Consider the following 13,746-nt stretch of genomic DNA (forward strand, 5'->3'; position numbering starts at 1 on the left):
GAGGTGCGTGGGGCGCCCAGCGGCCGGAGGCGAGGAGGGTGATATGCGCGAGCTGAAGAAAGAAGCTATCGAGGACATCCTGCAGGGGGCAACCATCCTAGGAGCGGGAGGTGGCGGTCCGCTCGTCATCGGAAAGCAGATCGCGGCCGAGATCATCGCGTCGGGGCGCCCCCTGCGGCTTGCAGACCCAGACGAAGACGTGGCGGATGATGCTCGAATGGCGGTCAGTGCAGTCGTCGGTTCGCCTGATGCCACCTTGGACAACTTTGATTTCGGGGCAGCACCGACGGCATTTAAGTTCCTCGAGGAAATCGACGGTAAGCCGCTGTCATTCGTGCTGGCGGGCGAAGTGGGGGCAGGAAACAGCCTGATCCCCATGAGCACCGCCGCCAAGGGAGGGATCCCAGTGGTGGACGCCGCTGGTGCGCGGCGGGCGATTCCTGAGTTCTCCATGTGCACGTACGCATCCAACAACGTGCCCATCTCACCCATCGCGATGGCGAACAGTGACGAGCACTTGCGGCTCGATACTCAAGACCCGACGAGCGCGAACAACGCCATTCACGGGATCATCTCTGGTGGCACCTTTCACCAATACGTGGGCGTCGCGTTCTGGACCATGACCGGAAAGACGATGAAGCAAAGCGCGATGCTTCACACGACGACCTACGCAGAGGGGCTCGGCGCGGCGCTGCGCAAGGCCAAGGATCCGGTTCAAGCCGTGGTGGAGTACCTCGGCGGCGAGCTGCTCTTCACGGGGAAAATCACCCGCACGAACGAGGAGACGAGCGGCGGCTTCGACCTCGGATACGTCGTGCTGACGGACAAATCGGGGACCGAGTTCTGGATCTACAACCAGAACGAGAACCTGATGGGTTGGCGCTCCGATCAGGCTGCACCAGTGATCATGTCGCCAGACCTGATTTGCTACCTCACCACGGACGGGAAGGTGTTCTCCAACGCGGATTTGAGCATCGCCAAGGACAAGGAAGTCGCCATCATCGCTGCTCCCTCCCCGAGCGAGATGCGCGCTGACTCCATCGTCCAGGCCTTCCTCGATGTCTACAAAACCATCGGCTACGCCGGACCGTACACCCCGTTCGAGCCTTGCCGTTGAAAGACTGAAGACAAATTCCATGGGGCAATGCGAGCGACGATCTCACGCTGCGCCCCGCGGACTTTCAGGTGTCTTCGCCGCGCAGTACGCGGTTGCACCAGCGCTGAAGCAGTCGGCGCTTGCCGTCGCTCATCTCGCGGGTGATAGGCATGAACAGCGTGGAGAACCACTGGTTCTTGTCGATCAAGAGCAAGATGTTCTGCGCTCGCTGGGTCATGGCCTGCTTGTTGTTGAGCGGCATGTAGCGATCCATCACCGGGAACAAGCGCCAGTAGTAGCGAAGCACTTCGTCGTATAGGTACTCGAAGGTGATTTGGTCGTCGGGTACCTCGTCGTAGTGATCATCGCTCGGCAGGACCCGGACGTTGCAGAAGTAGAGATTGAGCCACGTCGCGAGCATCACCGGATCGGGATCTGGCGGGTTGTCACTCCCCGGGACGAAGCGCAGCTTGCCGAGTCCGGCGCACAGCGCGGCGAGCTTCACGTTGAGGATACCGTCCTCGCCGACTGTTGCTGCTTCCGGTTCGAGCTTGAGATAGGGCTCGATGTGCTGCGGTGCGAGCAGGTTGTTCTTCAACGGTACACCGGGCACGCCGTCTTGGGGCGGTTCTAGCGTCTGCCTCACCCGGTACTGTTGAACGCCAACGTTCACCGGAGTCGTGGGCGAGGAGCCACGCTCGAACACCTTCACCTGGATCGTCGTGGATTCGCCGACCGTCAGGTAAACGGAGCGATCGTCCGTCTCCGAGACCAGGAGCTGCTCTTGCATTACCGGGTTCTGCTGAGCCTTGCTGCAGCTCAACTGAAGGCGCCCCGACTTGATCTTCGTGATCTGGTCGGCGCTCAGCGGCAGCTCCACGATGCCCGCGCCGTCGATGTACGTCGCGGTCGAGTAGTCGAGGGCGCCGAGCGGCTCCACTTTGCCTTCTGCGGTGACGACCTCCAGAGTGGCGGTCCCGAGATCGACCTTCTGGATGCTCTTCGGGTCCTGGTCCGGGCCAATCTTCGTTACCTCGGGGAAAGTTGTGATCAGGTCCACTGCGATCACACTGCGCTGCTCGTCGACGGCGCTGACTGCCGGTGCCAAGACGTAGTCGACCTCCGTGCCTTGGTTGTCGAACTTGAGTGAAGCGCTCGAGTGCAGCTGGCGCCCCATTGGAACGCTCCCGAGGTCGCCCGAGCGCCACACGCCGATGGTACCCAAGCAGAAGCCTTGAGAGAGGTTCTGCACCCGCTGGCCGTTCTTGAAGAAGTCAGCCATCTGCTGGTCGGTGTATTTGCGCTCGAAGTAGTAGGTGCAGAAGCGCATCACCAAGCCTGCCTCGCGCTCTGCCTGTTCGGCGAGGTGCTTGAGTATGGGCGAGCGCTCGGTGCCGTAGAAGTCCAGGGCGGCTTTGGGCAGTGCCTGCTGCCAGATCGCAGCGAAGCAGGCGTCGGGGGTCTCGACCAGGTTTCGCTGCAGGTCAATCCAGCGGGAGTAGCAGCGAGGCAGTGGACCCGCCTTCTGCGCGTCGGCGACGAAACCCAGCTGTTCGTCGCCGAGCAACACCTTGGCCTTGAAGATCTGGCTCGTGAGATCGCCGGTCGGGTCATTGTCGACGATCACCGGAGGTGACGGAGTGTCTCCCCACGGATCACCCAACATGTCGACCTTGAGTCCGATCAACGGATCTTCGTCGGCGCTCCTCAGACGCTTGCCGCTGAGGTCGTCGAGGGTGGTGACAGTGGCTTTGCTCATCACCATGCTGTTGTCGCCCTCGTAGTCCCAGTTGGCGTTCAGGACCTCTTGAGTGCCCAAGTTGTAGGGCAGGCTCTTCAAGATCAGGCTGCGCATCAGCTGACGAAAGGCGTCGTCGCTCATGCTCTTGTACGGCTCGAACAAGTCGACGTTCTCAGGGTCCAGCACCAAGTCGTAGTTGTTGTTGTTCGCGGTGGGCGTGTTGGCGCCCATCAGCCCGAGGAAGTGGATACGCGGTACGAAGAGTGCGCTCATGGCGTGTTCCTTGGAGGCGCTAGTCAGCGCAAAAACAGCAGTGGTGAGGCGGCGATCATTGACGGGCGCGCTTCAGTGACCACACGAAATCGAGGCGGGTGAACTTGCCACCCTGTGCGGCGTCGAAAGGCTGGCTCGGTGGCTCGCCGACGTAGCCTTGAAAACCCGGCTTGAAGAACTGAAAGCGCGGGTTGTCGTCGGGCCCGATAGACGCGGTGGAGTGGCACGTCAGGCATGAAGACGTCGACTGGAAACCAGTTTCCATTTGGGAATTGGCCAGGATGACCGGCTTGCCATCCGCTACAGGCTCCGTCATCACACCGATCAGCTGGTAGTTGGCCCAAACGGTCCCCTGCAGCGCTTGCTGCATCTTGGCGTTGGCCGCTGCGACGTCTGGTGCAATGGGCTGCAACAGCTTCGCCTCTGTGGTCTTGGCGTTGTCCACCTGTTCGAAGGTCGCCCACACCCAGTTCGGGAGCGCCTTGCTGATGATGTGGAGCCCTGTCAGGCCTGCCGCCGCCTGGGTCGTGCCACCGCCGTCCGAAGCGTAGGTAACCGTGCGCGTGTAGTAGTTGCCGAGGATGGCCTTGTCTTTGATCGGATCCAGCAGGCGCCAGGTGGCTTTCACCTCCAGTGATCCGGGAGGAAACGCAACGGCCTCGGCGCCTGGCTTGCGTAACGCCTGCTGACCGGCGTAGCCGTACAGCTGTCGCGCCACGATGTAGCTGAACGTGGCCTCGTTCATTCGGACCTCGAATTCGACCAGGTTGCCGTTGCTATCGGTCAACGTGCGTCCGTCGATTTCGGGCGCCTCGAGCAGCGGCGGCTTGCTTGGATCGCCGCTCTTCCAGGCGTCTGGAGGCTTGCCTCCTGGGAGGTACACCTCGCTGGTGTGTTTCCAAGTGCTCCAGGTCGTTAGCCCATCGGCGCCGAGCTCTAGGGCAGGATCCGGTACACCTCGCTCGCCGCTCTTGGCGGGCCAGTTGACGTAGAGAAAGAGGTCCCACGCAAACGCAATCGGTGTCGCGGTCGCTCGCTCCTTGGCTTGCTTGGCGTCAGTGAAGGTCGCGCTCAGCTGCTTCAGGCCGAGATGGGATGCGTTCGTTGCCGCCGAGCCGCTGGGTGCGGGACCGGGCTGTGCGGAGCCGCTGGCGGAGCTCGCCGCGTCCGGCCTCGTGGGGGGAGGTTGTTCGCAACCATCACAGCCAACCAAGCCGAGCGCTCCGGCGAGTGCCATCGCGCCCCCAACCAACCCAACCAGTTCGTCCGTTCGAGCTCGCCCAGTCACTTGTCTACTCCCCGCGAACTGTCGATGTGGAAACAGCGCAGCGCGGGCAGGGTCGCTCAGTGTGGTAAGAACTGCAACACCGTCCTATCGCGTACCGGCGTCACTTGCGTTGCCTCCCGGAGCCGCCGCCACCGACGGTCACCTTCGACGCGCCTGGTTTCGCCTTCGCAGGCGGTGTCGACTCGGTGGCATATGCGTTGCTTTTCGACAGTTCACCCTTCGCGCCATCGAGGCCCGGCTCCACGCCCTCACCTCGTCGACCCTGGTCGTTTGTCACGCAACCGGTCGCAGGCGGAGCCGTCCTCGGCCTCAACGGTCAGCTGTGGTGAGGCTGCATCTAGCGAGCCTCGCCCGCGCTGCCGGCTTTCGCTAGGCTGCAGCTATGGTGCGCCGTGACGCGAAAGACTTGGAAGCCTGTTCGCAGGATGCTGAGTGTTTCGCTAGCTGCGTTTCTCCAGCGGGTGAGAGTCCCGTTCCGGTAAGCGTCGGTGCGCCGGGTAGCAGGCCCCAGGTAGTGGAGCGAGATCTCCCTGCCCGAGCGGGGTGTCAAAAGCTCGTGAAGCAGCGAGAGCTGCGTAGCGGGGAGCAAGCACGCGGGCCGCAACATGAAGTGAAACCTGCAGCCTCGACAGAGAAACAATCCGGAGGCCGAGCCGCTCATATCACGGCGAAGGCAACATCGACGGCGAGAGCACCGAAGCTTGCAGTCGGCTCCGGCGGGGTACGGGGGGCAGCACGTGTGCAAGGAGGAGCGCGGAACTCGGGAGGCCCGTCTGTGCGGCCCAAGTCAGGGCGAGGTGCGTCGTATAAGCCGAAGGCGAAATCGGCCACTGCACAGCGGGAGTCCGAGGGGATCATGGTACCGAAGACCGCTGGGCAACCAGCGGGAACGAATGCCGTGCGGCAAAACGCGGCAGGAGGGAAGGGTCCCTGCGGTAGTCGTGTTGGAAGCGTAGGTAAGCGTGAGGGAATGGCCGGCAAGTCCGGACCTAACGACCCCGGCAGGTGTAAACCGCACGGAAAAGCGCAACAACTACAACGCCAACTATATGCAGCAGCCAAGCGGGCACCGGATAGGCGCTTTCACGCCCTGTACGACCACATCTGGCGGGGTGACATCCTCCAGGAGGCGTGGAAGCGAGTCAGACAGAACCAAGGAGCCGCGGGCGTGGATCGCCAGTCGATCTGCGACGTGGAGGAGTACGGGGCTCATCGATTCCTCGAGGAATTGCAAGCTGAGCTGAAAGCGGGGAAGTATCGGCCGCAGGTGGTGCGGCGGCAGTACATCCCCAAAGCCGATGGTAAGAAGCGGCCACTAGGCATCCCGACGGTGCGCGATCGGGTGGTGCAGATGGCGGCAAAGCTGGTGATTGAGCCCATCTTCGAGGCGGATTTTCTGCCTTGTTCTTATGGGTTTCGTCCCCGGCGCAGCGCGACGATGGCGCTCGAGACGCTGAGGAAACTCGGCTCGAAGGGTGGTCATCACGTGCTGGACGCTGACATCCGCGACTACTTCGGGAGCATCGACCACGCCAAGCTGATGAAGCTGGTTGGGCGACGCATCTCGGATCGTCGGGTGCTGAAGTTGCTGCGGCAGTGGCTCGAAGCCGGAGTGATGGAGGACGGCGTCGTGAAGGCGTCGGTGCGCGGCACGCCACAAGGGGGAGTGATCTCCCCCTTGCTGTCCAACATCTACTTGCACGTGCTCGACGTCTTGTGGACCCGCCACAGCGCTCCGTATGGAACGCTGGTGCGTTACGCGGACGACTTCGTGGTGATCTGCCGCACCAAGAAGGACTGCGAGCTGGCCGAGGCGCGGATCCGAGTGATCCTGCAGCGCCTCGGTCTCGAGCTACATCCGGAGAAAACCAGGCGAGTCGAGCTCTACGATGGCAAGCAGGGCTTTGACTTTCTTGGCTGTCATCTGCACAAGCGGTTGAGCGGCAAGGTGCTGGAGAGGTCGGGTGAGCGGCTCTACTTCCTCCATCGCTGGCCGTCACAGCGCGCGATGCAGCGGATCCGGAGCCGTGTGAAGGGCCTCACCCCTCGCTCGAGATGCCATGCGGATATCCGTGACGTCATCGAACAGCTGAACCCCGTGCTACGGGGCTGGGGAAACTACTTCCGCACGGGAAATGCCGCGAAGCGATTCAATCAGCTCGACACGTATGTTTGGAAGCAGCTGAAAGGGCTGCTGGTGGCTCGCAAGGGTCGCCACTTGAAACCCAAACAAGTCGACCGCTGGGATCGCGACTACTTCTACCGTCTGGGCCTGTACCAACTCCGAGGCACTGTCCGCTATCCGGAGCAATCCATCTTGATGGAGGCCGCGTAATGCTGTGCGCTGAGTGGCTACTGGTAAGCCGTGTGCGGGAAATCCGCATGCACGGTTTGTACGGGGGTCTTGACTTTGACCATCGCCCGCCTGGCGGGAAGGAGTAAGGATCTACCAATGGACGCCCAAACATGGCTCGAGGCCTACCTGGCTAGAAACGGCGGTGTCGCTGGGAGCGTGCACGCGATCGAGGAGGACCTGCTCCAAATGCGCGCCGCCGTGGCACTGCCGCCTCCAGTAGTCGCCGCGACCAAGACGATTCCGTGCGGTAAAGGTATGGCGGGCCTGGCGTGGGAGCGCAAGGCGCCCGTTACGACATGCAACCTGCAGGCGCCGTCGAAGGATGTGCGCCCAGGGGCAGCGGCCGTTGGCGCAAAGGCAGCGGTGGCGCTCCCCATACTCGACGCCGCGGGCGAAGTACGGGCGGTCGTTGGTATTGCGTATGACGATGAACGGGATCTGCCGGAGGCACTGCTGACTCAGCTGAGCGACGATGCCGCCAGCCTTCCAGGCTAGTCTACGACTCGACCTTCGGCCGACGCAGATGAGCCACCAGCCAAAGCACGCCGGGGAGCAATGTTGACCCCAGGAACACCCACAGCCAGCTGGTGCCGTCGAGCGCCATCGCGCCTGCCCAGGCGTAGACCGCCGCGACTCCCAAGTTGGAGCTAAAGCAGGCTACCCAGTAGCGCGCGGGGGAGAGCCGCAAGCTTCCAGCGACAATCAGGCTCGCTTCGGCAAGTACCGGTACCCCGCGGAAAAGAGGGATGCTCCAGATGCCAAAGCGGTCGAAGCTCTTGGCCAGGCGCTCCAGGGTCTCTTCGCCGAGTAACCGTCGCGCACCGACCCGACCCGCGCGCCGACCCAGGGAATACCCGAGGAGCGCCCCGAGGTTCAAGCCGAGCCAGTTGACCCCGAGGCCACCCCAGAAGCCAAACGACGCGCCGCTCAGCGTAGCTACCCAGCTCGAAGGCACCGGCAGCACGACGTCGGCGGCGAGCAGGCTGACGAGCGCGACGACCAAGCCTGCCCCCGAGCGTTCGACGAGCTCCTTGGTCCAGACGAGCGTGCGCTGTTCCCCGAGCAGGATAAACGGCAAGCTGATCACGCTGATCAGGACCACGGCACCGAGCAGCGGCCGCATGCTGCGCCTCAGCCAGTGGGTGTCCGCTGTGTTCAAGTTGCTCCCCTGCTCATATCCCGATCAGGCCAAGCACCTCGAGTTGCTGACAGCGACCCGCGCTCGCGTCCATTTCCATATGGGGATTCTGTTCCTCTAGAACGTAGCTGCCTTGGGTCACTGCTTGCCACTCACTGCCAGGAGCACCGCTTCGCGCGAATTCGGTCCAGAAGCCGATCATCGCGTCGGATAGCGCACGATCTTCAGCGTCGTAGGAGAGCAAGTTGCTCGCGTCCAGTGTTCCGAAGACGAAGGGAACGTCCAAGCCATGCCCAGGACCGACGGCGCCCGCTAGGCCTCCAACCGTGGCGCGCATCTCGTAGTTGAACGCCGGTGCGCCGCGTCCTGCCATGAAGGTCGCAAGGTGCTTGGCAGGGCAGGCGTACGCGAACTCGGTACCCATGACGACCACGGCTTCCCGCGCGGAAGCGAACTGAGAGAGCGGGTACACCGACTCCAGCTTGGCTGCTTTCTCGGCGCTTCCGGTCAACGCGACGGCGACGTCATGGTAGTCAGTGTCGGTATCCGCCTTCACGACGTTGCCGAACACGAACAGCGCCATCTCCGCCGACATGGCGCCTGTGAGCAGTGGGACCGCGACGTCGGCATCCTGGCGCAGCTGCTCGAGGGGTTGAGCACTGAGTTCGGCGCCTCCCACGCTTGGCCCGAGCGCCTGATTCCCCCAAAAGTTCGCAGGAACTTCGGTCTGAGCTCTCAACAACTCGTCAACGGGTAGGCGGCGTAGGCATGCCACTGGAGAAGACTCGCTCGCGCAGTTTGCGGCCTCGATGAACGTTTCGGCTAGGGCGAGGGTACCGCCCGGTGGGAGCGGATCCCCCTCGAGAAGCCGCATGTCGCTGCACCCGCCAGCACTCTGAAGGATGGCTTTGTGAAACAGGTGACGGCTCTCAGACATGGCCAAGTGCGCACACACGGAAACGCCGCCCGCGGACTGTCCAAATAGCGTGACGTTCCCTGGGTCGCCGCCAAACGCAGCGATATTCGCCTGTATCCAGCGCAGGGCGGCGCGCTGGTCCAATAGACCATTGTTCCATGCGGAATCGCTACCGTTCTCCGCGCGGATCTCGTCGGTAGCGAGGAAGCCGAGAGCGCCCAGGCGGTAGTTGAGGGTCACCACCACGACATCACCCTGACTGGCGACGCGGGTCGACTCATACAAAGGCGAGCTGCCGGCGCCCGAGACAAAGCCCCCGCCATGGAGATACACCATCACCGGCCTGAGCGCGTCATCAGGAGCGTTCTGATGGGCCCAGATGTTGAGCGTCAAGCAGTCCTCCGAGGTTTCGCTCACTGGGTTCAGAACGCTATCACCGTTTTGCGGGCAGCCCGGACCAAACTGGGTCGTGTCGAGGCGCTCACTCCAGATTGCGTGTGGCGTTGTCGCGCGGAAACGCAGCTCGGAGAGAGGAGGAGCGGCATAGGGGATCCCGCGAAAGATCCTGAGCTCGCCTGCTTCTTCGCCATGGATGGGACCTGTTGAAGTCTCCACGTCGACTCCGGGCTGAACCTGACGGTCGCCGGAGTCCACTGCATCTTCCCCGCAGCCAGCGCAGGCAACGACCACCAGTGCCCAGGCGGCTCGATAGATTCGGAATTCCCCCATCGCCCCTTCGAGGATAGTCCGACGCCGGTTGTTGCTGTCTTGGCCTCGCGCGTCTCAGGAGTTTGGGGGGAGGTCAGTTGGTCTCCACCCACTCCGTCGCACGCGGCGCGCGCGAGGCGATCCTGCACTTCAATGCAACCTACCAGGGCGCACATTGGGCTCCGATTGCGTGAGTCTCGCTGGCGGATCCTTCGACAAAATCGGCTATTGGACGACGCTCCCTCACCCCCTGCGAATGACGCAATGCAGAAGGCGACGCAGTACCCCAATCTGCAACGTTTTGCGCTATCAAGGGGCCGCAGCAGTCCACGCCCATTGGCACGGCGGTCTGCCGTTTCTCTGCGCAAGCGGAGCAACGACGCTCATTCGGCTTCGCGTCGTCGCGGCGCGAACGACCATGACTTCTGTTCGGGCCGCACTGCGCTGCGGCTCGCGCGAGGAGACACATATGTTGGTTGGGATCCCCCGTGAAATCGGCCCCGGAGAACGCCGGGTGGCTGCGACTCCTGAGACCATCAAGCGCCTGACGAAGCTTGGCTTCGACGCCGTGGTGGAGTCGGGAGCCGGCGAAGGCGCGTCGTTCCTCGACTCTGACTACGAGAGCGTCGGCGCGCGCATCATCAAGGACCCGAAAGAGCTGTGGGAGAAGTCGGACATCGTGTTGAAGGTTCGGCCCCCGGAGCTGGATGCTCAGCGTGGCCACCACGAAGCTGACTTGCTGCGGGAAGGGGCGACGCTGATCAGCTTCGTCTGGCCGGCCAAGAACGAGGCGCTGCTCGAACGTCTCTCGAAGCGCAAGGTCACGCTGCTTGCGATGGATCAAATCCCGCGCATCAGCCGCGCGCAAAAGATGGACGCGCTGAGCTCGATGGCGAACATTGCGGGTTACCGTGCGGTAATTGAGGCGGCGTCCTTCTTCGGTCGCTTCTTTACCGGGCAAATCACCGCGGCGGGCAAGGTGCCGCCTGCGAAGGTGATGGTGATTGGCGCTGGCGTCGCCGGTTTGGCCGCCATTGGCGCCGCCCGCGGTCTAGGAGCCATCGTGCGCGCCTTCGACACGCGACCTGCCGTCAAAGAGCAGGTCGAGAGCATGGGCGCTGAGTTCCTCGAGCTGCAGTTCGAGGAGGATGGCACCGGTGAGGGTGGCTACGCGAAGGTGATGAGCAAAGAGTTCATCGACGCCGAGATGAAGCTCTTCGAGCAACAGGCGCGTGAAGTGGACATCATCATCACCACGGCGCTGATCCCCGGTCGCCCTGCTCCAGTGCTCATCACCAAGAAGTGCGTGGAGCTGATGCGTCCCGGCGGAGTCGTCGTGGACCTGGCTGCGGAGGCCGGGGGAAACTGCGAAGTCACACAGCCCGAACAGGTCACCGAGCACAACGGCGTCACGATCATCGGCTATGTGGATTTGCCTAGTCGTCTAGCGCCGACAGCCAGTCAGCTCTACGGCACGAACCTCACCCACTTGCTCGCTGATATGGGTGGCGCCAAGAGCTGGCACGTCGATCTCGAGGACGACGTCGTGCGGGGCGCCCTCGTGCTGCACGACGGCGAGATGATGTGGCCACCGCCGAAGCCGAAGATCGTGCCGGAGCCGCCCAAGAAGGCGTCTATCCCGGCGCCGGTGCCCACCAAGCCGGATCCGGTAATTGCCGCGAGGAAAAAAGCGCAGACCACCGCGATCACGATGCTCGTCGGTGGGTTGGTGCTGGCGGGGCTCGGCGCGGTCGCTCCCAAGGAGTTCTTGAGCCACTTCACCGTGTTCGTGCTCGCCTGCTTCGTCGGCTGGCAGGTGGTGTGGAATGTGTCTCCGTCACTGCACACGCCGCTGATGAGCGTCACCAACGCGATCAGTGGCATCATCATCGTAGGCGGCATGCTGCAGCTCTCAGGTCCACTGACGAGCGCGGTCACCATTCTCGGCGCCGCAGCCATCCTGCTCGCCACCATCAACATCGCTGGAGGCTTCTTGGTCACTCAGCGCATGCTCAAGATGTTTCAGAAGTGAGGCACTCCGATGCTCGATAGCTTGACCACCGTTGCCTATATCGGCGCTGGAGTGCTCTTCATCTTGAGCCTCGGCGGACTCTCGACGCAGGAAACGGCGCGGCGGGGAAATCTGTACGGAATCATCGGCATGCTGCTCGCCATCGCTGCCACGGCGGCGCGTATGACGGGTGGCTACCCGGTTCTGGGTGGCGTGGTGGTGGTTGGTGCGCTGATCGGCGCGCTGCTCGCGGCTCGCGTCGCCATGACCAGCATGCCGGAGCTGGTTGCCATTCTGCACAGCTTCGTTGGTGCCGCTGCGGTGCTGGTTGGCTACGCGACCTACCTGGATCCGAATCAGCACTTCACTGGCGTGGAGGCGAAGATTCATGACGTCGAGATCTTCCTCGGCGTGTTCGTTGGCGCCGTGACGTTCACCGGTTCCGTGATCGCCTTCGGCAAGCTCCGCGGCAGCATCGGCAGCAAGCCGCTGATGTTGCCGGGTCGGCACCTGATCAACCTCGCGATGGTTGGCGGGAGCATCTTCCTGCTGACTCAATTCATGGCCGCAGAAGGTCATGCTGGCCTGATTCCGCTGGGAATCATGACTGGCATCGCCTGTGTTCTCGGGATCCACTTGGTGATGGCGATCGGCGGCGCCGATATGCCGGTAGTGGTCTCGATGCTGAACAGCTACTCGGGTTGGGCAGCCGCAGCCGCGGGCTTCATGCTCTCCAACGACCTCTTGATCATCACCGGTGCGCTGGTTGGTTCGAGCGGCGCGATCCTGAGCTACATCATGTGCCGCGCGATGAATCGCTCGATCGCGAACGTGATCTTCGGCGGCTTTGGGGCAACGGAAGGCGCAGCGCCGGCAGGAGGTTCCGCGCCGGAGGGTGAGCCGACGCCAGTGGAGGCAGCTGAGGTCGCCGCGCTGATGTCAGAAGCGAAGAGCGTGGTGATCGTTCCGGGGTACGGCATGGCGGTCGCACAGGCGCAGCATCCGTTGTTCGAGGTCGCGAAGATCCTCCGTGCGAAGGGCACTCAGGTACGCTTTGCGATTCACCCTGTCGCTGGGCGCCTTCCCGGTCACATGAACGTGCTCCTGGCCGAAGCCAAGGTGCCGTACGACATCGTGCTCGAGATGGAGGAGATCAACGACGACTTCCCCGAGACCGACGTGGTGCTCGTGATCGGCGCCAACGACATCGTGAACCCAGGCGCCCTCGACGACGCTTCCAGCCCCATCTACGGCATGCCGGTGCTCGAGGTGTGGAAGGCCGAGACGACCGTGGTCATGAAGCGCTCCATGGCGACGGGCTACTCGGGTGTCGACAATCCGCTTTTCTACAAGGAAAATTCACGGATGCTTTTTGGAGACGCCAAGAAGAACGTTGACGCGATCCTGGCGACGCTGCGTGAGGGGCAGTCTCACGCAGCCGCAGCGGAGTGAGAGCCGCTACTCGCAGGCGATCAGATTGATGTAGCCGTCGACGTTTGGTTCACCGGGGGCCGCAGAACCGGTGACGACGATGATGTACTCATCCTCCGTGAACGTATCGAGGCGGAGTTGACCCCAGGGGCTGCCTCCCCCCCACCAACAATCGTCGGGTCCGCTGCCGCCTTGGTTCACGCCACTGGAGGTCATCACACCCTGTGTGGTCTCCAGATCGATGCTTTGCTGCGAGATGAGTTGTTGCAAGCTGAGCGTCACTTCGGCCTTGGCTTCGTTGCACGTGACGGTCGGCGAGTCGCCGCACGCGCGATCCGTGCTTCCCCACGTAAGCGTGATCTGGTCGCCGTTGATCGCGTAATAGCCGTAGCGAACATCGCCTGACGGGTCCGTGTCGTCGTTGGGGTCCGCTTCTTCCGGTAGGTCCTCAGGTTGCCAGTCGTCGTCTTGGGGCTCACCCGGGTCGACACTGGAGTCCTCGGAACTCGCCTGGCCGCCTTGACCGTCTCCTTGGTTTGCGCCGCGACCCGCGCCATCCCCGCGGCTGCCGAGGTCACCCGCAGTCTGTCCACCACATGCACCAGCGCAGAGCGCCAAACCCAAGAACAAGCTTCCGACGATTCGCATGCCTCCCATCAAGCACGCGCTGTGCCACCGCTGGCATTTGGAATTGCTATTGAAATCCGATGGTTACCTTGCTGTGCCAGGATGTGTCGTAGAGTGAGTCAGGCCGCCAAGCAGTTGTCCTTTGCTCACGACCTTCGGCA

At 62.8% G+C, this 13,746-nt stretch carries 10 protein-coding genes; 5 read left to right on the plus strand and 5 right to left on the minus strand.

What is annotated here, in order from left to right; translation table 11 throughout:
• Nucleotides 1-43: 43 nt before the first annotated feature.
• Nucleotides 44-1,117 (plus strand): DUF917 domain-containing protein, encoded by a 1,074-nt coding sequence (locus H6718_20425; protein MCB9587781.1) that lies wholly within the window; start codon nt 44-46, stop codon nt 1,115-1,117.
• A 64-nt stretch (nt 1,118-1,181) separates the two neighbouring features.
• Here the strand turns inward: H6718_20425 and H6718_20430 are convergent, their stop codons facing one another.
• The gene (locus tag H6718_20430) at nt 1,182-3,110 is read right to left on the minus strand and encodes a hypothetical protein (protein ID MCB9587782.1); all 1,929 of its coding nucleotides are present in this window, start codon (nt 3,108-3,110) and stop codon (nt 1,182-1,184) included.
• A 55-nt stretch (nt 3,111-3,165) separates the two neighbouring features.
• Nucleotides 3,166-4,398: a hypothetical protein gene (locus tag H6718_20435; protein ID MCB9587783.1), complete on the minus strand. Its 1,233-nt coding sequence runs from the start codon at nt 4,396-4,398 to the stop codon at nt 3,166-3,168.
• Nucleotides 4,399-5,515: 1,117 nt separating this feature from the next.
• Here H6718_20435 and ltrA point away from each other — a divergent pair.
• Together ltrA and H6718_20445 are read left to right on the plus strand one after the other, a co-directional pair.
• Complete coding sequence (ltrA, locus tag H6718_20440; protein ID MCB9587784.1) at nt 5,516-6,733, plus strand: group II intron reverse transcriptase/maturase; 1,218 nt, start codon at nt 5,516-5,518, stop codon at nt 6,731-6,733.
• A 117-nt stretch (nt 6,734-6,850) separates the two neighbouring features.
• Nucleotides 6,851-7,249, plus strand: coding sequence for a GAF domain-containing protein (locus H6718_20445; protein ID MCB9587785.1), 399 nt, complete (start codon nt 6,851-6,853; stop codon nt 7,247-7,249).
• Between the two features lies 1 nt (nt 7,250).
• Here the strand turns inward: H6718_20445 and H6718_20450 are convergent, their stop codons facing one another.
• Both H6718_20450 and H6718_20455 read right to left on the minus strand, forming a co-directional pair.
• Nucleotides 7,251-7,913, minus strand: a complete 663-nt coding sequence (locus H6718_20450) for a VTT domain-containing protein (GenBank protein MCB9587786.1) — start codon at nt 7,911-7,913, stop codon at nt 7,251-7,253.
• Nucleotides 7,914-7,926: 13 nt separating this feature from the next.
• Nucleotides 7,927-9,537, minus strand: coding sequence for a carboxylesterase family protein (locus tag H6718_20455; GenBank protein MCB9587787.1), 1,611 nt, complete (start codon nt 9,535-9,537; stop codon nt 7,927-7,929).
• A gap of 397 nt (nt 9,538-9,934) precedes the next feature.
• Here H6718_20455 and pntA point away from each other — a divergent pair, with 397 nt between their 5' ends.
• A complete protein-coding gene (pntA, locus tag H6718_20460; protein MCB9587788.1) occupies nt 9,935-11,548 on the plus strand; it encodes a Re/Si-specific NAD(P)(+) transhydrogenase subunit alpha in 1,614 nt (537 codons plus the stop codon).
• 9 nt (nt 11,549-11,557) lie between these two features.
• Nucleotides 11,558-12,979: an NAD(P)(+) transhydrogenase (Re/Si-specific) subunit beta gene (locus H6718_20465; protein ID MCB9587789.1), complete on the plus strand. Its 1,422-nt coding sequence runs from the start codon at nt 11,558-11,560 to the stop codon at nt 12,977-12,979.
• Between the two features lie 6 nt (nt 12,980-12,985).
• On the opposite strand, the gene H6718_20470 is transcribed toward H6718_20465, so the two are convergent.
• On the minus strand, nt 12,986-13,606 hold the full coding sequence (locus H6718_20470; GenBank protein MCB9587790.1) for a hypothetical protein: 621 nt from the start codon (nt 13,604-13,606) through the stop codon (nt 12,986-12,988).
• Nucleotides 13,607-13,746 lie beyond the last annotated feature (140 nt).

The organism is Polyangiaceae bacterium (assembly GCA_020633205.1).
GTDB lineage: Bacteria > Myxococcota_A > Polyangia > Polyangiales > Polyangiaceae > JAHBVY01.

What these genes read in the sequence shown, in the direction of transcription:
- H6718_20425 (MCB9587781.1), top strand. Translation starts at nt 44, where the DNA reads ATGCGCGAGCTGAAGAAAGAAGCTATCGAGGACATCCTGCAGGGGGCA.
- H6718_20430 (MCB9587782.1), bottom strand. Translation starts at nt 3,110, where the DNA reads ATGAGCGCACTCTTCGTACCGCGTATCCACTTCCTCGGGCTGATGGGC.
- H6718_20445 (MCB9587785.1), top strand. Translation starts at nt 6,851, where the DNA reads ATGGACGCCCAAACATGGCTCGAGGCCTACCTGGCTAGAAACGGCGGT.
- H6718_20455 (MCB9587787.1), bottom strand. Translation starts at nt 9,537, where the DNA reads ATGGGGGAATTCCGAATCTATCGAGCCGCCTGGGCACTGGTGGTCGTT.
- pntA (MCB9587788.1), top strand. Translation starts at nt 9,935, where the DNA reads ATGACTTCTGTTCGGGCCGCACTGCGCTGCGGCTCGCGCGAGGAGACA.
- H6718_20465 (MCB9587789.1), top strand. Translation starts at nt 11,558, where the DNA reads ATGCTCGATAGCTTGACCACCGTTGCCTATATCGGCGCTGGAGTGCTC.
- H6718_20470 (MCB9587790.1), bottom strand. Translation starts at nt 13,606, where the DNA reads ATGCGAATCGTCGGAAGCTTGTTCTTGGGTTTGGCGCTCTGCGCTGGT.